The 22,479-nt window shown below is 70.7% G+C and carries 16 protein-coding genes and 4 pseudogenes; 10 read left to right on the forward strand and 10 right to left on the reverse strand.

The window, feature by feature from the left end; genetic code table 11:
* Positions 1-40: 40 nt before the first annotated feature.
* A complete protein-coding gene (locus ACIQ1J_RS22495) occupies positions 41-904 on the reverse strand; it encodes an endonuclease/exonuclease/phosphatase family protein (protein ID WP_403559162.1) in 864 nt (287 codons plus the stop codon).
* Between the two features lie 159 nt (positions 905-1,063).
* On the opposite strand from ACIQ1J_RS22495, the pseudogene ACIQ1J_RS22500 reads away from it, so the two are divergent.
* Positions 1,064-1,715: pseudogene (locus tag ACIQ1J_RS22500) on the forward strand (aldo/keto reductase); the annotation flags it as partial.
* 28 nt (positions 1,716-1,743) lie between these two features.
* Here the strand turns inward: ACIQ1J_RS22500 and ACIQ1J_RS22505 are convergent.
* Both ACIQ1J_RS22505 and ACIQ1J_RS22510 read right to left on the reverse strand, forming a co-directional pair.
* Positions 1,744-2,355: a DUF998 domain-containing protein gene (locus tag ACIQ1J_RS22505; protein ID WP_403559165.1), complete on the reverse strand. Its 612-nt coding sequence runs from the start codon at positions 2,353-2,355 to the stop codon at positions 1,744-1,746.
* An 89-nt stretch (positions 2,356-2,444) separates the two neighbouring features.
* Positions 2,445-2,964 (reverse strand): annotated as a pseudogene (locus tag ACIQ1J_RS22510) (hypothetical protein).
* 63 nt (positions 2,965-3,027) lie between these two features.
* On the opposite strand from ACIQ1J_RS22510, the gene ACIQ1J_RS22515 reads away from it, so the two are divergent.
* Positions 3,028-3,468, forward strand: a complete 441-nt coding sequence (locus ACIQ1J_RS22515) for a hypothetical protein (protein WP_403559168.1) — start codon at positions 3,028-3,030, stop codon at positions 3,466-3,468.
* Between the two features lie 308 nt (positions 3,469-3,776).
* Positions 3,777-4,014, forward strand: a pseudogene (locus ACIQ1J_RS22520) (ABC transporter ATP-binding protein); the annotation flags it as partial.
* Between the two features lie 373 nt (positions 4,015-4,387).
* On the opposite strand, the gene ACIQ1J_RS22525 reads toward ACIQ1J_RS22520, so the two are convergent.
* The 6 genes from ACIQ1J_RS22525 to rhaI form a co-directional block, all read right to left on the reverse strand.
* Entirely contained in the window at positions 4,388-5,029 is a 642-nt protein-coding gene (locus tag ACIQ1J_RS22525; RefSeq protein ID WP_403559171.1) for a lactate utilization protein C, read from the reverse strand.
* Positions 5,026-6,450, reverse strand: coding sequence for a LutB/LldF family L-lactate oxidation iron-sulfur protein (locus ACIQ1J_RS22530; RefSeq protein ID WP_403559174.1), 1,425 nt, complete (start codon positions 6,448-6,450; stop codon positions 5,026-5,028). Before ACIQ1J_RS22530 ends, ACIQ1J_RS22525 begins: the two co-directional genes overlap by 4 nt.
* A complete protein-coding gene (locus tag ACIQ1J_RS22535) occupies positions 6,447-7,202 on the reverse strand; it encodes a (Fe-S)-binding protein (RefSeq protein WP_403559176.1) in 756 nt (251 codons plus the stop codon). The genes ACIQ1J_RS22530 and ACIQ1J_RS22535 overlap by 4 nt, the downstream gene beginning before the upstream one ends.
* Complete coding sequence (locus ACIQ1J_RS22540; protein WP_403559179.1) at positions 7,202-8,701, reverse strand: rhamnulokinase family protein; 1,500 nt, start codon at positions 8,699-8,701, stop codon at positions 7,202-7,204. The genes ACIQ1J_RS22535 and ACIQ1J_RS22540 overlap by 1 nt, the downstream gene beginning before the upstream one ends.
* Before the next feature lie 87 nt (positions 8,702-8,788).
* On the reverse strand, positions 8,789-10,834 hold the full coding sequence (locus tag ACIQ1J_RS22545) for a bifunctional aldolase/short-chain dehydrogenase (RefSeq protein ID WP_403559181.1): 2,046 nt from the start codon (positions 10,832-10,834) through the stop codon (positions 8,789-8,791).
* Between the two features lie 71 nt (positions 10,835-10,905).
* Positions 10,906-12,072 (reverse strand): L-rhamnose isomerase, encoded by a 1,167-nt coding sequence (rhaI, locus tag ACIQ1J_RS22550; protein ID WP_403559184.1) that lies wholly within the window; start codon positions 12,070-12,072, stop codon positions 10,906-10,908.
* A 282-nt stretch (positions 12,073-12,354) separates the two neighbouring features.
* Between rhaI and ACIQ1J_RS22555 the strand changes: the two genes are divergently transcribed.
* The 7 genes from ACIQ1J_RS22555 to ACIQ1J_RS22585 all read left to right on the forward strand — a co-directional run bounded on the left by ACIQ1J_RS22555 (position 12,355) and on the right by ACIQ1J_RS22585 (position 21,792).
* Complete coding sequence (locus ACIQ1J_RS22555; protein WP_403559187.1) at positions 12,355-13,884, forward strand: sugar ABC transporter ATP-binding protein; 1,530 nt, start codon at positions 12,355-12,357, stop codon at positions 13,882-13,884.
* A complete protein-coding gene (locus tag ACIQ1J_RS22560; RefSeq protein WP_403559189.1) occupies positions 13,881-14,936 on the forward strand; it encodes an ABC transporter permease in 1,056 nt (351 codons plus the stop codon). The genes ACIQ1J_RS22555 and ACIQ1J_RS22560 overlap by 4 nt, the downstream gene beginning before the upstream one ends.
* On the forward strand, positions 14,929-15,960 hold the full coding sequence (locus ACIQ1J_RS22565; protein WP_403559192.1) for an ABC transporter permease: 1,032 nt from the start codon (positions 14,929-14,931) through the stop codon (positions 15,958-15,960). Before ACIQ1J_RS22560 ends, ACIQ1J_RS22565 begins: the two co-directional genes overlap by 8 nt.
* Before the next feature lie 69 nt (positions 15,961-16,029).
* Positions 16,030-17,115, forward strand: coding sequence for a rhamnose ABC transporter substrate-binding protein (gene rhaS / locus ACIQ1J_RS22570; RefSeq protein ID WP_403559194.1), 1,086 nt, complete (start codon positions 16,030-16,032; stop codon positions 17,113-17,115).
* A 64-nt stretch (positions 17,116-17,179) separates the two neighbouring features.
* Positions 17,180-17,500: an L-rhamnose mutarotase gene (locus ACIQ1J_RS22575; protein ID WP_403559196.1), complete on the forward strand. Its 321-nt coding sequence runs from the start codon at positions 17,180-17,182 to the stop codon at positions 17,498-17,500.
* 78 nt (positions 17,501-17,578) lie between these two features.
* Positions 17,579-18,607, forward strand: coding sequence for a LacI family DNA-binding transcriptional regulator (locus ACIQ1J_RS22580; protein ID WP_403559199.1), 1,029 nt, complete (start codon positions 17,579-17,581; stop codon positions 18,605-18,607).
* A gap of 200 nt (positions 18,608-18,807) precedes the next feature.
* Positions 18,808-21,792 (forward strand): family 16 glycoside hydrolase, encoded by a 2,985-nt coding sequence (locus ACIQ1J_RS22585; RefSeq protein WP_403559202.1) that lies wholly within the window; start codon positions 18,808-18,810, stop codon positions 21,790-21,792.
* A 57-nt stretch (positions 21,793-21,849) separates the two neighbouring features.
* Here ACIQ1J_RS22585 and ACIQ1J_RS22590 read toward each other — a convergent pair.
* Positions 21,850-22,435: pseudogene (locus tag ACIQ1J_RS22590) on the reverse strand (ATP-binding protein); the annotation flags it as partial.
* Between the last annotated feature and the right edge of the window lie 44 nt (positions 22,436-22,479).

The following is a 22,479-nucleotide window of genomic DNA, read 5'->3' on the forward strand; positions in this document are numbered from 1 at the left end:
TCGGCACCGGCACGGGGGGAGAGACCGGCGTGGAAGCCCTTCAGGTCGGGTCCACGTCGGTGTGCACCAGGTGGTGGTCCGAGTACGGAGTAGGTCGCACGCGGTGTTCGAGCGGGGTGAGGCCTCGCAGGAAGACGTAGTCGAACTTGCTCTGCCAGTCGGTGGTCGGCTCGCAGGAGCCGGCGGGCGAGGGGCGGCACTGGGGGTCCGTGTCCGCGGCCAGGGCCCACATCGGGGCGAGTTCGGGAGCGTCCGGCACGGCGTTGAAGTCGCCGAGGACTACCGCGCGGTCGTGCCGAGCGACCTCGGCGGCGAGTACGGCGGCCTGGTCCGCTCGGACTGCTTCCTGGCGTCGCTGCGCGAGGTGCGTGTTGAAGACCCGGACGGGCTGACCGCCCACCAGGGTGGTGACCGCCATGTACCCACGGTCTTCGGAACCACCGTCGGGGTATTCCACGTGGACGCGGTCCGTCATCGGTGCTGCCGAGAGAACCGCCTGACCGAAGCCCCCCGGATTCCACGGCGCTCCCCCGCAGCGGCCCCGGTGTTGGAGAACCATTCCGTACTCGACGTGATAGACCAGCCCGTAAAGGGTCTCCAGGTAATCCCGGATCCTCTCGACGTCACGCACGCATGCTTCCTGCAGGCTGATGACCTGGGGCGCGTAGGTCGCGATCTCCGCCGCCCGGTCGACGTTGCTCACCTCGCAGGGGTTGCAGATGTTCCACGTCATGACCCGGTTCGGTACCACATCCCCGACGGCATCGACGGGCAGTGACCTCACGAAGAGGGCGCCGCCCGGTACGCTGGGGCCGACGAGCAGCACGCAGACCACTGTCATGGCGCCTGCGAGCAGCCACCTGCCCCTTGCGAGCACCATCGCCTCCTGATTGTCGATCCACATGCCATCCGACGTCTCCACACACAAGGTTATGGGATGGGGCGACGCGGACGGCTTCGTCGATGGCCGCCCTGTTCGGCCGCCCGGATCCGACAGCCGGGGACGGACGCCGTCGTGACCAACTGCGGTGCCGGCTTCGCCTCTTGAGCCAGGGGGCGGCACGTGACAGCGACTACGTTTCGTATCGGCGGGGACCTGAGAGTACGGCGGCTCGGGTTCGGGGCCATGCACTTGCCGACGGAGCGGGGTGCAGCCCGCGAGAACTCTCTCGTGGTGGCCCGAAGGGCCGTTGAGCTGGGCGTCACCCTGATCGACACCGCGTCTATGTACGGCGGGGACGCCAACGAGGAACTGCTGGTCGAGGCCCTGCACCCCTACCCGGATGGGCTGCTGATCACCACCAAGGTCGGCGTTGCCCGATCGGGTCCTTCAGGCGAGTGGAAGCTCGACGGGCGGCCGGCCGTTCTGCGCGATCAGGTCGAGCGGGCGTTGCGCCGGCTGCGCGTCGAACGGATCGAACTGCTCCAGCTGCACCGGATCGATCCGGAGACGCCGCTCGCCGATCAGCTCGGCACGCTTAGGGACCTGCGAGCCGAGGGCAGGATCGACCGGATCGGGCTGTCCGAGGTCACCGTGGACGAACTTGACCAGGCACGCCAGATCGTCGATGTCGCGAGCGTGCAGAACCTCGCCCGTCATCCTCCCGATCCCGGGCACCGCCCGGGTGAACCACCTGGAGGAGAACCTCGCCGCGGAACGCGTCCACCTGACGTCCGACCAGCGCGATCGCCTCGACCGGCTGTCCGACCTGGCGCAGGCCCTGACGCCCACCACGGGATCTCCTAGCCGGGGCCGGCAGTCCGCTCGGCCGGCACCTCGGAGTGGTGGGGGCAGGAGGTGGCGACCACGAAGGGCCACACCGACTGGATGAACGTCACGACGCGTTCCGCGACGCCGGCGTTACCGTGTCGGTGCATCTCGATCAGGAACCATGCTCCACCGGCGGCCATCAGGACGGTCACCACGATCGAGGGCGCAAGCCTCAGAGCCCAGGGAGCGGCTGCGCCGCCGTTGGCGGCCAGTACCGGCCACACTGCCAGGAGTGTGAATCCGACTGCCACCACCGCTCCGTGACGCAGTGAACCCCCACTGGTCGGTGCGGGAAGCAGTGCCACCGCCAGCGCCGCGAGACCGCCGCCGCCCAACGCCACGCGTCCGGCGGTGGCAGCTGTCCGCAGTCCCCAAGCGGTCAGCAGGTGGCAGGCGCCCAGAGCCAGGAACGCCGCCGTCATCACCCAGAATCCGGAAGCCCCGTAGGCCCCCAGGGCGCTGATCGTTTCGGTGCCGGGGTCATAGGCGGGCCCTTCGAACAGTGCCGCACCCGTCCAGCCTCCGATCAGCAGGACGGGCGCACACCCTGACGAGAGCAGAACCCATTTGGGGGCAAGTCGCATTGGATCACCATAAAACGTCGCATCCGCCCGGAGCTGAGCCCGGAGCTCGGGCGGCCGCGGCATTCACGGTACGCCGCCCGGCGGACTGGTCAGGCGGCGTGGCAGAGCACCGCGGGGGCGGCCGGGGCGGAGTCGCGGGCCACGGTCGCGGGCACCGGGCGGGCGGTGGGGACGGTGGCCGCGACCTGCGAACGATGCCGGGCGAAGACGACGAGGCGCAGCACCGCGAACCGCGACACCGGCGAGTGCGGAGGCGGACAGGTAAACGGCCTGCTCGAGCACCGCACCGGGCGCCGCCACCAGCTGACGCAGGGCAGACATCGCCGCGCAGGTCACCGCGTACGCGGCCGCCGCGGACCCGGCCGACTGCGCATGCCGGCGCCGGGTCGCGTGCCCGCCCGCGCCGAAGGTGAAGCGGGCGTGCAGCCCGGTCGCGAGCAGGGTGGAGGCCACAGTGATCAGGGCGTTGGCCAGCATCCAGGGGGTCCAGAGGGCGGTGACCGCCACGGCGAAGCTGAAGGCGATCCCCACTCCGCCTCCGCAGAGCACGAAACGGGTGAAGGAAGTGAAGGGCCCGGGTGCCCGCTGCCGACTCTGCGCTGTCTCCATGATCCGCCCCCTACGCCCCCTACGCCCCCTACGCCCCCTACGCCCCCGGATAGTCTTTCCCTCATGACGCGCGCGTGGGTGTTGCCGATGGCGTTCGTGGTCTGCGGCGCACTCGTCGCGACCACGCGGTTCGTCGACGGGTCTCCCGGTGTCGCCGTTGCAGTTCTGCTGGCATTCGCCCTGCTCGCCGGCCTGCACTCGCCGTTGGCGTTCCCCCGGTCGATCGGAGCGGTGGAGGCACAACGCCGGAGCGCGATCGACGGCCGGCCGATCGTCTACTGGCGGGCGGGCTGCAAGTACTGCCTGCGCCTGCGGTTCCGGTTGGGCCGCGGCTCCCGACGGCTGCATTGGGTCGACATCTGGCGTGACCCGGCCGGGGCGGCGGTGGTACGAAGCGCCAACAAGGGCGACGAGACCGTGCCGACCGTCATGGTGGCAGGCAGGCCGCACGTCAACCCCGACCCCGAGTGGCTGCGCGGACAGCTCCCTCCGCCCGGTCCCTGAACTACCGGGCGAGCGGCGCACGTCCGCGCCCCGGCGGTGTGGCGGCCTGTCCACCCAGGCGCGTGCCTCCTGTTGTGCCTGGGTGGGCCGGAGGTCAGCGGCCGGCGGCCACACCGGACAGTTCGTCCGTGCTCTTCGGCCCGGTCACCGACGCGACCTTCTCGCCGGACTCGATATCGACGGCGTGCAGCTTCCGCTTGCCCCGTTCGGAGACGTACGCGGTGTGGTCGGCCGACGTGGGAGTGGTCGTCTGCCGCGTTGACGCGGTTGAACCCGGGCAGTTCGATCGTCCTGGCCGGCTGCAGCCTCTCACCCTGGACGAGCCGACCACGGCACTCGACCCCGAGGCCAGGGGGGCACAGCGGCGCTGCTGATGGAACTGGTGGACGACGGCGTGACCGTCGTCCATGCGACACACGACCTGGACGCCGCCCGCTCGGCCGGCGCCTGCCTCCTGCTGCGCGAGGGGCGCCCTGGTGGACCAGGAGGCGACCCGAGCACCTCCTCACCCTCTCGACGCTCGCCCGGATCCGGCAACCGGCCTGACGGTGATGTCCGGTGCGGGGATGCCGTCGCCGGGAGGTGCGACCGGCGACGTCGCCGAGGAGAACCGCTGAGCGCAGGCGGCCGGCCGGCAGTCCGAGGCCGACTGGCACGCGGTCGAGTCCCACGAGTGGAGCGTCCGGCTGCGCCGGGAGACCACCAGTACGGTCTCGCTGGTGATGGGTCCGCCCGCGGCGCCGAAGGCGGGGCGGAACCGGCTGCGTCTGGAGGTCAGCCATGGCGATGGGGGGCCGGCGACTCCCTCGACGCCGGCGGGAACGAGTTCCATGTCTCGCGTTGACGGCCGGCTGTCCGGGCGTCGAGCCGCTCTCGCGAGGGCTGCCCGGGCCGGTCTGTCCGCCCGTCGACCGCGAGGTCAGTCCACCACCAGGACGACCTCCAGGGTCCGGGGTCCGTGGACGCCCTCCACCCGGTCGAGTTCGATGTCGCTCGTCGCGGACGGTCCGGAGATCCACGTGGTCGGGCGGGTCGGGTCGAGGCGCGGCAGGGCCTGCGGGAGCGAGGCGACCACCTGACCGGGTACGTCGACGACGCAGATGTGCAGGTCGGGGATGAGGGTGAGGGCACGTCGGCCCTGCCCCGGGCCGGCGTCGAGTACGACGGTGCCGGTCTCCGCGACGGCGAGGGCGCAACCGGTGACCACGGCGTCGGCGGAGTCGAGCTCCGCCGGGGCCAGGGGCGGGTCGTCGTATCGTCGCCGGGCGTCCGAGTCGGCCAGCCAGGCGCCGGACAGGCCCGGCGGTACGACGACGGAACGTGCGCCGTGGTCGGCGAGGAGCCGGCCGATGAGTGACGGAAGCCCCTGCCGGGTGCCGCGGTGCACGCCGGCCCGGTAGTCGACGAGGTTCTCGTGCAGGAGGGCGAGCACCGCGGCGGGGTCGTCCGGCGTGTGGCTCACCAGATAGTCGCGCGTGATCCCGGGGGCCTCGGGCGCTTCGGCGAGGGCCCGGCGCACCCTGCCCAGGACACGGTCGCGGGAGGAGGACGGAGACGTCATGCGTGGTTCTTCTTCCACCAGTCACGGAAGGGTTCGGCGGGCATGGCCGGCAGGTCGCGGCTGTTGGTCCACTCGCGCGCGCCGGGGCCGGGAAGCCGTTTGGGATGCAGCTTCCGGGTCCTGGAGGCCAGTCGTTCACCGGCGTTGAGGGCGGCCGGGTGGTCGAGCAGCCAGGTCGCCGTCCGCATCGCGACCCCCTCCAGACGGTGCCCCTTTCCCCCCTGGTCGGCGACCTTCTCCCGCAGGTGGACCAGGACTTCGGGGATGTCGATGGCGACCGGGCACACCTCGTAGCAGGCACCGCACAGCGAGGACGCGTACGGCAGGGAGGCGTCGATCTCGCTGCCCGTGCCCCGCAGTTGCGGGCTGAGGATGGCCCCGATCGGGCCCGGGTACACCGAGCCGTAGGCGTGGCCCCCGGCCCGCTCGTAGACCGGGCAGACGTTGAGGCACGCCGAGCAGCGGATGCAGCGCAGGGCCTGGCGGCCGACCTCGTCGGCGAGGGTGTCGGTGCGGCCGTTGTCCAGCAGGACCAGGTGGAAGGCACGGGGGCCGTCCTCGTCGGTCGTGCCCGTCCACATGGACGTGTACGGGTTCATCCGCTCGGCGGTGGACGAGCGCGGCAGGAGCTGGAGGAAGACCTCGAGATCACGCCAGGTGGGAACCACCTTCTCGATGCCGACCACGGAGATCAGGGTCTCGGGCAGGGTCAGGCACATCCGGCCGTTGCCCTCGGACTCCACGACCACGAGCGTGCCGGTCTCGGCGACCATGAAGTTGGCGCCGGAGATGCCGACCTTGGCGCGCAGGAACTTCTCCCGCAGGTGGAGCCGGGCCGCCTCGGCGAGTTCGGCGGGCGTGTCGGTCAGGCCCTCGGGGGCCGGGCGGCCCCACTCGCCCATCTCGGAGCGGAAGATGTCCCGGATCTCACCGCGGTTGCGGTGGATCGCCGGCACCAGGATGTGCGAGGGCCGGTCCCTGCCCAACTGCACGATCAGCTCGGCGAGATCGGTCTCGTAGGCGCGGATGCCCTCCGCCTCCAGCGCCTCGTTGAGACCGATCTCCTGCGTCGCCATCGACTTGACCTTGACCACCTCCGACTCCCCGGTCGCCTTCACCAGGTCCGCGACGATCCGGTTGGCCTCCTCGGCGTCGGCGGCCCAGTGCACCGTCCCCCCGGCCGCCGTCACCGCCTCCTCCACCCGCACCAGATACCGGTCCAGATACCGCAGCGTGTGATCCTTGATCCGCTTCCCGGCCTCCCGCAGCTGCGCCCAGTCGTCCAGCTCCGCGACCGCCCGGGCCCGCTTGCCCCGGATGGTGTGCGTCGCGTGCCGCAGATTCCCGCGCAGCCCCGGATCGTGTACGGCCGCACGCGCGGCCTCGGGAAAGGCCGGCATCCCCAGATAGGTCCCACTCATCGCAGCGGCTCCTGTTCCGTGCTCGCGAGAATCTCCGCGAGGTGCAGCGCCCGCTGCGGTGCCTCCTGGCGGCGCAGCATTCCGCCGATGTGCATGAGGCACGAGTTGTCGGCGCCGCACAGTACGTCCGCCTCGGTGGACAGGGCGTTGCGGATCTTGTCGTCGCCCATCGCCTCGGACACGTCGGCGTTCTTCACGGCGAACGTTCCGCCGAAGCCGCAGCACTCCTCGGCGCCCGGCAGTTCCACGAGTTCCAGTCCCTTGACCGCCTCCAGCAGCCGGCGGGGCCGGTCGCGCAGGCCGAGCACGCGCAGCCCGTGGCACGAGGGGTGGTAGGTGACCGTGTGCGGGAAGTAGGCGCCGACGTCCGTCACCCCGAGCACGTCCACGAGGAACTCGGTCAGCTCGTGCACGTGCGGCACGAGGGACGCGGCGGCGTCGGCCAGCTCCCCACCCCGGCCCTCGGCCACCGCCTTGGCGCCGATGCGGGGGTAGTTGTCGCGGACCATGGCGACGCAGGAGCCGGAGGGGGTGACGACGTGGTCGTAGCCCTCGAAGGCCCGGGCCGTGCGGCGCACCAGCGGTTCGGTCGCGCGCCGGTAGCCGGTGTTGTACTGCGGCTGGCCGCAGCAGGTCTGGGCGGCGGGGAAGTCCACCTCGACTCCGAGGCGCTCCAGCACCTTGACGGTGGCGATCGCCGTGGACGGGTAGAGGGCGTCGTTGACGCAGGTGGCGAAGAGGGCTACGCGCATCAGGGCTCCGTTCGGACAGGGCTGAGCCTGGCGGCTGCGGCGTCCCAGGCCGCGCCGCCGCCGCGTGGGGTGTAGCGCCGGAGGTGTTGGGTCGAGGCGACGAGTCGGCGCATCGCCGCCAGGTCGGCCACCAGCCCCGCGGCTCGGGCCTGGACGAGGACGTTGCCGAGGGCGGTGGCTTCGGTGGGCCCGGCGACGACGGGCAGTCCGGTGGCGTCGGCGGTGAGTTGGCAGAGCAGGTCGTTGCGGGAGCCGCCGCCGACGAGGTGGACGTGGGTGATGTCGCGGCCGGCGAGTTCGGCCGCCTGCCGCAGGGTGCGGCGGTGGGCCAGCGCCAGGCTCTCCAGGATGCAGCGGACGACGGCACCCCGGCTGCCGGGGACCGGCTGGTCCGTACGGCGGCAGTACTCGCGGATCCGTTCCGGCATGTCGCCCGGGGCGAGGAACCCGGGGTCGTCCGGGTCGATGACCGCGCCGAACGCCGTGCACCGGGCGGCCTCGGCGAGGAGTACGGGGATGGGTGTGGGCGGGCCCTGCGCTTCCCAGGTGCGGCGGCACTCCTCGAGCAGCCACATGCCCATGATGTTGCGGAGGTAGCGGACAGTGCCGTCCACGCCCAGTTCGTTGGTGAAGTTCGCGGCCCGGGAGGCCTCGGTCAGCACCGGGGCGTCCAGTTCGAGGCCGGCCAGGGACCAGGTACCGCACGAGATGTAGGCGAAGTGCGGTGCGGTGGCCGGGACGGCGGCGACCGCGGAGGCGGTGTCGTGCGAGGCGACGGTGACCACCGGGGTGCTCGCGTCGAGACCGGTGTGGGCGGCGACGTACGGCAGGAGGGTTCCGGCCGGGTCGCCGGGGTGACGCAGGGGCGGCAGCAGAGCCGGGTCGATGGAGAGCCGGGCGAGGAGTTCTCCGGACCAGGCGCGTTCGCGGGCGTCGAAGAGACCCGTGGTGGAGGCGTTGGTCGCCTCCGCCCCGATGGTTCCGGTCAGCCAGTGGACGAGCAGGTCCGGGATCAGCAACAGGGTGCGGGCAGCCTCCCACTGGCTGCTGCCCGCCGCCGAGGCGAGCTGGAGGACGGTGTTGAACGGCAGGTGCTGGAGCCCGGTGATCCGGTACAGCTCCTCGGGCCCGACGCGGGGCCGGACGCGCTGGGCGGCGTCGTCGGTGCGGCTGTCCCGGTAGTGGTACGGAGTGCCGAGGAGTACGCCGTCGGCGTCGAGGAGTCCGTAGTCCACCGCCCACGTGTCCACGCCGATGGAGACGACGGGACCGGCCCGGGCCGCCTCCCGCAGTCCGTCGACGGTTCCCTGGAACAGTGCGAGCAGGTTCCAGTGCAGTCCGTCGGGCAGGCGTACGGGCGTGTTGGGGAACCGGTGCGCCTCGGTCAGGTCGAGGTTGTCCGGCCCTACCCGGCCGAGGATCACCCGTCCGCTGGTGGCCCCGAGGTCGACCGCGGCGAACGCCGAGGGGAAGGCCGAGGAGGCCGGGGTGGTGGTCACGTGGTGTTACCTCCGCTGTGCGCGGTGAGGAGTGGTGTCCCTGATGCCGCCGCGGGCGTCGCGCCGGCGTCAGGGCGGGCTCGTGGGTCAGCGCAGGAAGGCCGCGGCGACACCCGCGTCCACCGGGATGTGCAGGCCGGTGGTGTGGGTGAGGTCGCCGCCGGTGAGGGCGAAGACCGCGTTCGCCACGTGCTCGGGCAGCACCTCGCGCTTGAGCAGCGTGCGCTGGGCGTAGAACTCTCCCAGCTCCTCCTCCGCCACGCCGTACACGGCGGCCCGCTCGGCGCCCCAGCCGCCGGCGAAGATGCCGGAGCCGCGGACGACTCCGTCGGGGTTGACTCCGTTGACGCGGATGCCGTGCGCGCCGAGTTCGGCCGCCAGCAGCCGCACCTGGTGGGCCTGGTCGGCCTTGGTGGCGGAGTAGGCGATGTTGTTGGGTCCCGCGAACACGGCGTTCTTTGAGGCGACATAGACGATGTCGCCGCCGAGCTTCTGCGCGGTCATCACCCGGGCGGCCTCGCGGGAGACCAGGAAGGAGCCGCGGGCCATGATGTCGTGCTGGAGGTCCCAGTCCTTGGCCGTCGTCTCCAGCAGCGGCTTGGAGATGGAGATGCCGGCGTTGTTGACGACCAGGTCGACGCCTCCGAAGGCGAGTACCGCCTCGGCGAACGCAGCGGTGATCTGCTCCTCGCTGGTGACGTCCGCGGTCACCGCCACGGCCTTGTCCGGGCCGCCGAGTTCCTCGGCGACGGCCGCCGCGTTGGCGGCGTCGAGGTCGGCCACCACGACACAGGCGCCCTCGGCGGCGAGCCGGTGCGCGATGGCCCTGCCGATGCCGGAGCCGGCGCCCGTGACGAGCGCGACCCTGGTGGCCAGCGGCTTGGGCGCGGGCATCCGGCGCAGCTTGGCCTCCTCAAGGTCCCAGTACTCGATGCGGAACTTCTCCGACTCCTCGATGGGGCTGTAGGTGGAGACGGCCTCGGCTCCGCGCATCACGTTGATCGCGTTGACGTAGAACTCGCCGGCGACGCGGGCGGTCTGCTTGTCCTTGCCGAAGGAGAACATGCCGACTCCGGGCACCAGCACGATCGCCGGGTCGGCGCCGCGCATGGCCGGTGAGCCGGGGACGGCGTGCCGTTCGTAGTACGCCCGGTACTCGGCGCGGTACTCGGCGTGCAGCTCCGTCAGCCGGGCGATCGCCTGCTCCGGCGGCGCCCCGGTCGGCAGGTCCAGGACCAGCGGTCGGACCTTGGTGCGCAGGAAGTGGTCGGGGCACGACGTGCCCAGGGCCGCGAGACGCCGGTGCTCGGTGCGGGAGAGGAAGTCCAGCACCGCCTCGGAGTCCGTGAAGTGGCCGACCTGCGGCCGGTCGGCCGACGCGATCGCGCGGACGTGCGGGGCGAGCACGGCGGCACGGGCGCGTCGCTCCGCGTCGGGCAGCGGCTCGTAGCCGTCCCGCACCGGGCCGAACGGTTCGGGGCGTCCCTTGTCGGCGAGGAACGCCTGGGCGGTGCGGATGATGTGCAGCGAGTTGGACTCGCACTCCTCGGAGGTGTCGCCCCACGCGGTGACACCGTGGCCGCCGAGGACGCAGCCGACGGCCTGCGGGTTGGCCTCCTTGACCGCGGCGATGTCCAGGCCGAGCTGGAATCCGGGCCGCCGCCACGGCACCCACACGACCCTGTCGCCGAAGCACTCGGCGGTCAGCTTCTCGCCGTCGGCCGCGCAGGCCAGCGCGATACCCGAGTCGGGGTGCAGGTGGTCCACATGGGCCGCGTCGACCAGACCGTGCATGGCGGTGTCGATGGACGGCGCGGCGCCGCCCCTGCCGTGCAGGCAGTAGTCGAACGCGGCGACCATCTCGTCCTCGCGCTCCACGCCCGGGTAGACACCCTTCAGGGCGTGCAGCCGGTCCAGGCGCAGCGCGGCCAGTCCCTCGGCCTTCAGCGTGCCCAGGTCGCCGCCGGAGCCCTTGACCCAGAGCAGCTCCAGCTCGCCACCGGTGACGGGGTCGGTGGCGGTGCCCTTGGCGGAGGTGTTGCCGCCCGCGTAGTTGGTGTTGCGCGGGTCCGAGCCCAGGCGGTGCGAGCGCGCCAGGAGCCCGGCGACTTCGGGATGAACGGCGGAGGCCATGATGCTCTTTCCTTCGGATAAGTTGACGACGGAGGACGCCTGAGAGGTCGCGCGGCGCCCCGGAAATGCGGCTACGCGCCCCAGCCGGCCTGCTCGCCGCCCACGCGTTCGGCGACGATCCGCTCCTGCCAGCCGCTGGCGCGGTAGGCGGCGACCGGGTCGGGGTTCAGGCCCTTCTCCTCGCGGATCTCCGCCAGCAACGGCCGGACATCGGTGTTGTACGCGTCCATCAGGACGGCGTTGGACGCCAGGACGTCACCCGCTGCCTGGGCCGCGGCCAGTGCCTCGTCATCCACCAGCAGCGCCTTCGCGGTGGCTTCCTGGACGTTCATCACCGAACGGATGATCGCCGGGATCTTCGCCTCGATGTTGTGGCACTGGTCGAGCATGAAGGCCACGCCGGCGGCGGGGTCGAGGCCGCCGTTCTTGATGACCTCGCGGAGGATACGGAAGAGCTGGAAGGGGTCGGCGGCGCCGACCATCAGGTCGTCGTCGGCGTAGAAGCGCGAGTTGAAGTCGAAGCCTCCGAGCTTTCCCTCGCGGAGCAGGACGGCGACGATGAACTCGATGTTGGTACCGGGCGCGTGGTGCCCGGTGTCCACGACGACCTGTGCCTTCGCACCGAGCTTGAGGCAGTGCGCGTAGGCCGTGCCCCAGTCGGGGACGTCGGTCGTGTAGAACGCGGGCTCGAAGAACTTGTACTCCAGGAGCATCCGCTGGTCCTCGCCCAGGCGCTCGTGGACGGCGTGGAGTGCCTCGGCGAGCCGGTCCTGGCGGGCCGTGATGTCGTCCTGGCCGGGGTAGTTGGTGCCGTCGGCGAACCACAGCTTCAGGTCGCGGGAGCCGGTGGCGTCCATGATGTCGACGCACTCCATGAGGTGCGCGAGCGCCTTGCGCCGCACCGCGGCGTCCGGATGGCAGACACTGCCGAGTCTGTAGTCGTCGTCCTGGAAGACGTTGGCGTTGATGGCACCCAGTTCCAGGCCGCGGTCCTTCGCGTGCGCGGCCAGCGCCGCGTAGTCGTCCACCTCGTCCCAGGGGATGTGCAACGCCACCCGGGGGGTTACGCCGGTGAACTCGTGCACCTTGGCCGCGTCGTCCAGCTTCTCGCGCGGGGTGCGCGGCACGCCTGGCTGCGCGAACACCTTGAAACGCGTGCCGGAGTTGCCGTAGCCCCAGGAAGGCGTCTCGACCCGCTGGTCGGCGAGTGCGGTTCTCACGGCAGTGATGTCAGGCATGTCCACCTCTGGATGCGCAAGTTGCCTCTTCATGGGGCACTTGAATTGACCTGTTGTATGAATCGATTCAGGTTGTCGCCGAAACTAACCCGTGACGCAATCTCCGTCAAGGGTCTCCACAGGGCTCGACCCAGCTGCTTCCTGCCACCCGGCCACGAGATCCGGCGACTGCGCGGGTCCCCGACCCTTGACGTCCCGGACGCGCTGAAGCTAGCTTCCCGGCAACTTCATTGAAACATTTCACTGCAGCGTTCCGCTCGGCACACGTACTGGAGAGCACCCATGACTCATCCCGAACCGGAGGCCACTCCGGTGCTCGCCCTGGAGGGAGTGAGTAAATCCTTCGGCGCCGTCCGAGCCCTGCGTGACGTCTCGCTGCCGCTGTACGCGGGCGAGGCCCACGCCCTGGCGGGTGAGAACGGCGCCGGCAAGTCCACCCTGATCAAATCTCTCGCAGGCGTGCACCGTCCGGACTCCGGAACTGTCCTCCTCGACGGCGAGCCGGTGGACTTCCACGGCCCGGCGGACGCCCGCGACGCGGGGATCGCCGTGATCTACCAGGAGCCGACGCTCTTCCCCGACCTGTCCGTCGCGGAGAACATCTTCATCGGACGGCAGCCCAGGCGCTCCCTGGGCAGGGTGAACCACCGCACGGTCAGGACGGCCGCGGGCGATCTCTTCGCCCGCCTCGGTGTCGCCCTCGACCCCGACCAGCCGGCCCGCGGACTCTCCATCGCCGACCAGCAGTTGGTGGAGATCGCCAAGGCCCTGTCCTTCGACGCCCGTGTCCTCATCATGGACGAGCCGACGGCGGCGCTCACCGGCAGCGAGGTGGGCCGGCTGTTCGGCGTGGTCGAGACGCTGCGCGAGCAGGGATCGGCGGTGCTGTTCATCTCGCACCGCCTGGAGGAGATCTTCGAGCTGTGCCAGCGGGTCACCACCCTTCGGGACGGCGCCCGGATCGCCAGTGAACCCCTGTCCGACCTCGACGAGGACGGTCTGGTGCGCCGCATGGTCGGCCGCGATCTGGAGGAGCTCTACCCCAGGCAGCAGACCCGGATCGGCGAGGTCGCCCTCAGCGTGCGCCGGCTGACGCGCGAAGGAGTGTTCACCGACGTCTCCTTCGACGTCCGGCGCGGCGAGATCCTCGGCCTGGCCGGTCTGGTCGGGGCGGGCCGCAGTGAAGTGGCCCGCGCGGTCTTCGGCGTCGACCGGTTCGACGGCGGTGAGGTCGAGGTGCTCGGCCGGAAGCTTCCGCCGGGAGCGCCGAGCCTGGCCATGGCCGCCGGACTCGCCCTGGTGCCCGAGGACCGCCGCGCCCAGGGCTTGGTCATGGACATGTCCATCGAGCGGAACATCGGCCTCACCGGGTTCGCGGCCACCTCCCGGGCCGGGCTGATGAACCGGCGGGCGGAGCGCAGCCGCGCCGTGGACTGGGCGACGAGGCTCCAGGTGAAGTACGCACGCCTGGCCGACGTCGTGGGGACGCTCTCGGGCGGCAACCAGCAGAAGGTCGTACTGGCCAAATGGCTCGCCACGGCCCCCCAGGTGCTGATCGTGGACGAGCCGACCCGCGGTATCGACGTGGGGACGAAGGCGGAGGTGCACCGTCTGCTGTCCTCGCTCGCCGCCGACGGGGTGGCGGTGCTGATGATCTCGTCCGACCTGCCGGAGATCCTCGGCATGGCCGACCGGGTCCTGGTGATGCACGAGGGCCGGCTGACCGCGGAGATCCCCCGGGCGGAAGCGACCGAGGAGAGCGTGATGGCAGCCGCGACCGGCCGCACCGACCGAGGAAGGAAGGCGGCATGACCACGACCGTCGAGCCGGTGCGGCCCGAGGTCGCGCCCGAGTCCGTCGCCGCGCGGCGGCTCATGGACAGGATGTTCAAGGCCCGCGAACTGGCCGTGATCGCGGTGCTGGTGGTGATGCTCGGCGCGACCCAGCTGGCCAACTCCGAGTTCCTCTCGCAGCAGGGCATCAGGGACCTGATGCTGAACGCGACCATCCTCGTGCTGGTCGCGATCGGCCAGGCGATGGTGGTGATCACCCGCAACGTCGACCTGTCGGTCGGCTCCGTGCTGGGCATCTCCGCCTTCGCCGCGGGGCTCCACCTCAAGGACGGCGGCCACCCGCTCGTCGCCGTCCTGCTGGCCGTGGGGGTCGGCGCGCTGTTCGGCGTGGTCAACGGCGCACTGGTGAGTCTGGGCAAGGTGCCGGCACTGGTGGTGACGCTGGGTACCCTCTACATCGTCCGCGGCATCGACTCGATCTGGGTCGGCTCCCGCCAGATCACGGCGAGCGCCCTGCCCGACGGCTTCGTGGACTTCGGCAGCGACGGCATCCGGGTGGTCCCCTACCTCGCACTGCTCACTCTGGCCGTCCTGGTCGTCGTGGCCTACTACCTCCGCAACTACCGCAGCGGACGGGACATGTACGCCCTGGGGTCCAACCCGGAGGCCGCCCGGCTCGCCGGTGTCCCGATCCGGGCCCGCATCATGACGGCCTACGTGGTCTGCGGGGCGCTCGCCGGACTCGCCGGCGCCCTGTACCTCGCCAGGTTCGGCAACGTCGACTCCAACACCGGCAACGGGTACGAGCTCGTCGTGGTGAGCGCCGTCGTCGTCGGCGGCGTCGCCTTCACCGGGGGATCGGGCACCGTGTACGGCGCCGCACTCGGCGCCGTACTGCTGACCTCCATCAACGGCGTGCTCCCGGCCCTCGGGGTGAGTTCGGTCTGGGTCACCGCCATCAACGGCTTCCTGCTGCTGCTCGCCATCGCCGTCGACCGGGTTCTGGCGCTCAGAGTCTCCGGAGCCCTGCGCAAGAAGGCCGCACAGTCGAGGAGTGCCCGCCATGCCTGACATCACCGTCAAGTCTCGCGCGCTCTCCCGTCTCGGCGGCGCGGTGCGCTGGGACACCTCGGTCGGCGTTCTGCTGGTCGTCCTGCTGATCTGTTCGTTCTCCCTCGTGGAGAACTTCGGCAACGCCCTGAACGTGTCGTTCCTCATCGGCAACACCCTGCCCATCGCCCTGATCGCCCTGCCGATGGCGATGCTCGTGGTCTCCGGCGAGGTGGACCTCTCGGTTGCCTCCACGGCCGGTCTCTCCAGTGCCGTGATGGGCGCGCTGTGGAACGCCGGCATGGCGATCGAGACGATCATCCCGCTCTGTGTTCTGCTCGGCGTGGTGTGCGGCCTGGTCAACGGCCTGCTCGTCACCCGGCTGGGACTGCCCTCGCTGGCCGTCACCATCGGCACGCTCGGCGCCTACCGGGGCATCGCGCAGATCGTGCTCGGCTCCGACTCCGTGACCGACTTCCCCGTTCAGTACCTGGACTTCGGTGCCGGCCGGTTCGGGGACACGTTCCTCCCGTACGCCGTCGTCCCGTTCGTCATCCTGCTGGCGATCGCCGTCGTCGTGCTGCACGCCACGCGCTTCGGCCGGTCGCTGTTCGCCATCGGCGCCTGTGAGGAGGCCGCCCGCTTCACCGGTGTCCGCGTCAAGCGGCTCAAGCTGGCCATGTTCGTGTCCACGGGCGTGATCTCCGCTCTCACCGGTGTCTTCTGGACGTTGCACTACGCCAGCGCCCGCTACGACAACGCCACCGGACTGGAACTGTCCGTGATCGCCGCGGTGCTGCTCGGCGGCATCGACTTCGACGGCGGCAAGGGCACGCTCGGCGGCGCCATCGCCGGTGTGTTCCTGCTGGGCACGATGCAGAACGTCATGAGCCTGCTGAACGTCTCCGCCCAGTCCCAGACCGTGGCGACCGGCGTCCTCCTGGTGATCTCCGTTCTCGCCCCGCGGATCGGCCGCCGGATCTCCCAGGCACGGGCCAGAGGGAGAACGGCCGCCTCCCCACCGCTGACGGCCCCTTCCCCGTAGTCCCTCGCTGCCGACTCCTCTGCGGCCCTCCCCTCGCTCCCTCACACCCTCACAGGTAAAGGACCGCCCATGCCCGGCACCACCGCCAGATCACGCCGCCTGACCCTCGCGCTCGCCACCGTTACCGCACTCGCGCTCGGCGCCACCGCCTGCGGCGGCACCACCAAGGACGACGCGTCCAAGGACAACGGCGGCGCGGCCGCCGGCAAGGCCGACCCCGACGCGGAGACCAAGAAGGGCCTCACCGTCGCCTTCCTGCCAAAGCAGGTCAACAACCCGTACTTCACCACCGCCGACAAGGGCGGCGAGAAGGCGCTCAAGGAACTGGGCTCCACCTACAAGGAGGTCGGCACCAGCAGCGGCACCGACACCGCCGGCCAGGTCAGCTACGTCAACACCCTGACCCAGCAGCAGGTCGACGCCATGGCCGTCTCCGCGCAGGACCCCGGCGCCCTGTGCACCGCACTCAAGCAGGCCATGCGCAACGGCGTCAGTGTCGTCACCTACGACTCCGACACCAACAAGGACTGCCGTCAGGTGTTCATCTCCCCGGCCTCCGCCGAGGACCTCGGGCGCACCCAGGTCGAGCTGCTGGCGAAGCAGATCGGCGGCAAGGGCGAGATCGCGATCCTGTCCGCGGCGCAGACCGCGACGAACCAGAACACCTGGATCGACGTCATGAAGGAGGAGCTGAAGAAGCCCGCCTACAAGGACATCAAGCTCGTCAAGACCGCCTACGGCGACGACGACGCCCAGAAGTCGTTCCAGCAGACGCAGGGCCTGCTGCAGGAGTACCCGAACCTGAAGGGCATCATCTCCCCCACCACCGTCGGCATCAAGGCGGCCGCCCAGTACCTGTCCGGCTCCAAGTACAAGGGCAAGGTCAAGCTCACGGGACTCGGCACCCCGAACGACATGCGCGCCTACGTCAAGAACGGCACCGTCGAGGAGTTCGAGCTGTGGGAGCCGGCCAAGCTCGGCGCACTCGCCGCCCACGTCGCGGTCGCCCTCGAATCCGGGCAGATCACCGGCACGGAGGGCGAGACCTTCAGCGCCGGCGACCTCGGCACCATGACCATCGGCGCGGACGGTGTGGTCTCGCCGGGTGAGCCGACCGTCTTCGGCAAGGCCAACATCGACCAGTACGACTTCTGATCCGTACGACACTCGTGGGGCCCCGGCATCGTCGGGGCCCCACGCTCGGCAACAGGGTGATCCGATGCAGCGCGTCTGTTTTCTTCTCAAAGTCCGCTCCGAGATGGTCGCCGAGTACCGCGAGCGCCACAAGGACGTGTGGGCCGACATGCTCGCCGCGCTCTCCCGAGCCGGCTGGCGCAACTACTCCCTCTTCCTTCGGGAGGACGGCCTGCTCGTCGGCTACCTGGAGACCGACGACTTCGAGGCGGCCCGGGCGGCCATGGACGCGACCGAGGTGAACACGCGCTGGCAGGCCGAGATGGCGGGGTTCTTCGAAGCACTGGACGGACAGGCACCCGATGCCGCCATGCGTCCCCTCACCGAGGTCTTCCACCTGGCCTGACCCGGAGCCCCGGCTTCGCAGGACGAATGCTTCCCCGGCCCGGCCCGATGGGCGGGGGCAGAACAGCAGGGAACACACATGACGCACTCCACGCCGACGGTCGGCATCAAGGACGTGGCACGGGAGGCCGGCGTCTCCGTGGGCACGGTCTCCAACGTGCTCAACCGGCCCGGACGGGTCTCGCAGCGGACGCGACGTCATGTGGAGCAGGTGATCGCGCGACTGGGTTACGTGCGCAGTGAGTCCGCCCGGCAACTGCGGGCGGGCCGCAGCCGTGTCATGGCGCTACTCGTCCTCGACATGGGCAATCCGTTCTTCGTCGACCTGGCCCAGGGAGCCGAACGCACGGCCCGGGACGCGGGACTCGCCGTCACCCTGTGCAACAGCGCGCAGAGTGCGCGGAAGGAGGCGGAGTACCTCGAACTCTTCGCCGAGCAGCGGGTGCGCGGGGTACTGGTCACCCCTGCCGACCCGAGTGGGCGCAGTCTGGGCGACTTCCGCCGGCACGGTATCCCCTACGTTCTGGTGGACCGGGTGGCCGACGACGCGGAGGGCTGCTCCGTCTCGGTCGACGACGTCACCGGCGGTGCCCTGGCGATCCGTCACCTCACCGGCGCCGGGCACGGTTCCCTCGCCTATGTCAGCGGACCGCACCATCTGAGGCAGGTGCGGGACCGCCGGACCGGGGCGCTGGAAGCCATCGCCCAGGCCGGCCTGCCCCCCACGGCGTTGCAGGAGATCCCCACCGAACGCCTCGACGTGCCCGCCGGACGCGACGCGGGTGCCAGACTGCTGGGTCTGGCCCAGCGGCCCACCGCCGTCTTCTGCGCCAACGACCTGCTGGCCCTCGGCGTGCTCCAGTTCATGTACACGGCCGGGGTCGAGGTCCCCGGCGACCTGGCCATCGTCGGGTACGACGACATCGAGTTCGCCGCCGCGGCGACCGTACCGCTGACCTCCGTCCGCCAGCCCGCCCGCGCCATGGGTGCCATGGCCGCCGGCCTGCTTCTCCAGGAAGCCGGCGACCGGGCGGATGAGCACCGTCACCAGCACGTGGTGTTCCAGCCCGAGCTGGTCGTCCGCGGTTCGAGCCTGCCCGGTCGCTGAGGCCCCTGCCGCGCGGCCACTATGTTCGCGGAAGTGTGAACCCGGCCCGGGACCCGCGTTCTTCACCCGTCGACGAACGAAGTTTGTACTCACTGATGACAAACTTATAGACGCGGCGAGCAAAAGGCTCCTATGGTAACCGACGCCCGGTCGTCTTCAGGCATCTCGCGCACACCACGCGTCACCCCCGGGGAGGATGCATGAGTTCACGGTCCCGCTCCAGAATTCGCGGACGGCTGGCCGGTCTGGTCGCCGTCTCGTTCCTGTTCGGCTGCTTCACTTCCGCGCCCGCCGGCGCCGCCGACGACCTGCCGCCGCAGGAACCGGGCGTCACACTGCGCGTCTTCGACATCGGACAGCCGATGGACGAGATCTGCGTGCTCAAGCCCGGACAGACCCCGAACGTCGACAGGTTGATGCCCGTCATCGACTTCTCCACGGCCGAGGACTTCGGTATCGGTGACAACTTCGTCTCGCAGGTGATCGCGAACCTCGAGGCCCCCGGGGACGGGGCCTACACCTTCCGGCTGACCAGCGACGACGGCTCGCGCCTGACCATCGACGACCGGACGGTCATCGATCACGACGGCCTCCACGCGGCCGAGCCCAAGGACGGCACGACGACACTGACGGCCGGTCACCACGCACTGCGCGTCGATCACTTCGACCGCACGAACGACCAGCAGGTGAGGCTGGAGTGGAAGCCGCCCGGCGCGGCGGACTTCACCCTCGTGCCGAACTCCGCCCTGAGCACCGACGCCGACGTCGTACGGGTCACGGCCCCCGGCCGCAAGCAGTGCGAGAGCGGCACCGACACGCCCGGCGACGGGCTGCCCCTGGACGGCGTGCACCCCGACTACACGCTGACGGACCTGCGGCCCGACGGCTTCGAACCCCAGGTCACCGGCATGGACTGGCTGCCGGACGGCCGGATGGCCATCACCACGTGGGGCGGCACCGACAAGACCGAGGGCGAGGTGTACCTCCTCGACAACGTCACCGGCGCGACCGGCCCCGACAAGGTGACGGCGAAGAAGGTCGCGAGCGGCCTCAAGGAGCCCATGGGCATCAAGGCCCTCGACGGGTCCCTGTACGTGTCGCAGAAGCACGAACTCACCGAGCTGCGCGACACCGACGGCGACGACGTCACCGACGCGCGGCGCACCGTGGCGACCTGGCCGTACGGCGGCAACTTCCACGAGTTCGCCTTCGGCCTGCTCTACCGCGACGGGCACTTCTACCTCAACCTCTCCGTCGCGATCAACTACGGCGGCGCGACGACGGACCCGCAGCCGGCGCCGAACCGGGGCACCACGATCAAGGTGAACAAGAAGACCGGCAAGGTGACCTACCTCGCCGGAGGCCTGCGCACCCCGAACGGCATCGGCTGGGGCCCCGGCGGCGACCTCTTCGTCGCCGACAACCAGGGCGGCTGGCTCCCGGCGTCGAAGCTGGTCCGCATCAAACCCGACCGCTTCTTCAACCACTACACCAACCCGGCCGGCCCGTTCGACGACCAGCCGGTGACCGAACCGGTGCTGTGGCTGCCGCAGAACGAGATCGCCAACTCCCCCAGCACCCCGATCCTGTTGAAGAAGGGCCCGTACGCCGGCCAGATGCTGTTCGGCGACGTGACCTACGGCGGACTGCAGCGCGCCTTCCTGGAGAAGGTGAAGGGCACGGACCAGGGTGCGGTCTTCCGCCACACCCAGGGCCTGGAGGCGGGCGTCAACCGCATCACCCAGGGCCCGGACGGCGCGATCTACGCGGGCGGCCTGGGCGCCGGGGGCAACTGGGGCCAGGAGGGCAAGCTGTCCCACGGTCTGCAGAAGCTCGCCCCGAACGGCGGCAAGGCGTTCGACATCCGGGCCATGCGCGCCGAGCGGGGCGGTTTCGAGCTGGAGTACACCCAGCCGCTGTCCCAGGAGACGGCGGACAAGCTCGCCGAGAGCTACCGGGTCGAGCAGTGGCGCTACGTGCCGACACCGGCCTACGGCGGCCCCAAGGTCGACGAGGAGACCCTCGCCGTGACCTCCGCGCGGCTGTCCGGGGACCGGAAGAAGGTCACGCTGCGGATCGCGGGGCTCAAGCCCGGCCGTGTGGTGCACGTCCGCTCACCACGTCCGTTCAGCTCGGCCGAGGGTGAGACGCTGTGGAGCACCGAGGCCTGGTACACGCTCAACGCCATGCCGGGCAAGCAGCCCCCGACGACGTCGTACGAGGCGGAGGAGGCGCAGCGCTCCGGCGGCGCCGGCGTCAACACCGATCACACGGGCTACTCCGGCAGCGGCTTCGTGGACGGCTACGGCACCCGGGGCGCGGCCACCTCGTTCACCGTCGACGTGGAGAAGAAGGGCGCCTACGACGTGGCCCTGCGGTACGCGAACGGGCCGAACCCCTTCACCGGCACCAAGACGGTGAGCGTGTACGTGGACGGCAGGAAGGTGAAGCAGTCGAGCCTGCTCAGTACGGGCGGCTGGGACGACTGGTCCACGCGGACCGAGTCGCTGAGGCTGCGCAAGGGCGCCAACACCATCACCTACCGAGTGGACGAGGGCGACACCGGGCACGTCAATCTCGACATGATCAGTGTCCATCCCGAGGGTGAGCGCGTCGTCCTGTTCGACGGCGCCGACCGCGCGGCCTGGCAGCAGACGGACGGCCGCACCGCGCAGTGGCCGCTGACGGACGGCGGGATGGAGGTGTGCTGCGGTGACCTGCGCACGAAGCAGGCGTTCGGTGACTTCAAGCTCCACGCCGAGTTCTGGCTGCCGGAGCTGCCCCCGGACGTCACGGGCCAGGACCGGGCCAACAGCGGCATCTACCTCCAGGACCGCTACGAGATCCAGATCCTGGACTCGTTCGGTGACACCACGCCCGCGGACAACGAGGCCGCCGCGATCTACCAGCAGAAGGCAGCCGACGCCAACGCCGCCCGCCCGCCGGGCACCTGGCAGACGTACGACATCACCTTCCGCGCGGCGCGCTTCGACGACCAGGGCGTCAAGACGCAGGACGCGCGCGTGACGGTGGTGTGGAACGGCGTGACCGTCCACAAGGACGTGGCGCTCAGCGGCGCGACCGCCGGGGGCGTTCAGGAGGGGCCGACGGCGGGTGCGCTCCGCCTTCAGGACCACGGCAACAAGGTGCGGTACCGCGACATCTGGATCGAGCCGTTGTCGTAGCGGCTCACGAGACGGTGGCCGGCCCGGACGTGCCCGGGCCGGCCGCCGCCGTCTGTCTCACGTCGGTGGTGCGACCGGCAGCGGCGGACGCGGCGAAGGCGAAAGCGTCTGCGCCGACCAGATGACCTTTCCGGTCTCGGTGTAGCGGGTTCCCCAGCGGTCGGCCGGCTGGGCCACGAGGAACAGGCCGCGGCCGCCCTCGTCGGTCGTGGCCGCGTAGCGCAGGTGCGGTGCGGCTGCCGTCGGGGCCCTCGCAGACGAGGGCCCGGCCGCGGAGCAGCCGGACCCGGACGGGATCGGTGCCGTAGCGCACCGCGTTGGTCAGCAGTTCGCCGAGGATCAGCTCCGTCACGAAGGCCTCCTCGTCCAGGCCCCACTCGGCGAGCCGGTCGGTGACCTCGCGGCGGATACGGGAGAGGGCGGCCGGGTCCCGCTCCACGTACCAGGCGGAGATCCTGGACGGGTCGATTACGCGGGTGCCGGCCACCAGGAGGGCCACGTCGTCGTCGGACGGCCGGGACGGCGGCGTCGCCAGCACATCCGCGCAGGTCTCCTCGGGTGTTCGCCCGGCCCTGGCGAGGCTTCGGCGCAGCAGCTCCATGCCCTCGTCGACATCGCGGTCCCGGGTCTCGACGAGACCGTTGCGTGCCGGTGCGGCCAAACCGTCCGTCGCCCAGCTGATCGGTG

The organism is Streptomyces sp. NPDC097107 (assembly GCF_044762405.1).
GTDB lineage: Bacteria > Actinomycetota > Actinomycetes > Streptomycetales > Streptomycetaceae > Streptomyces > Streptomyces thinghirensis.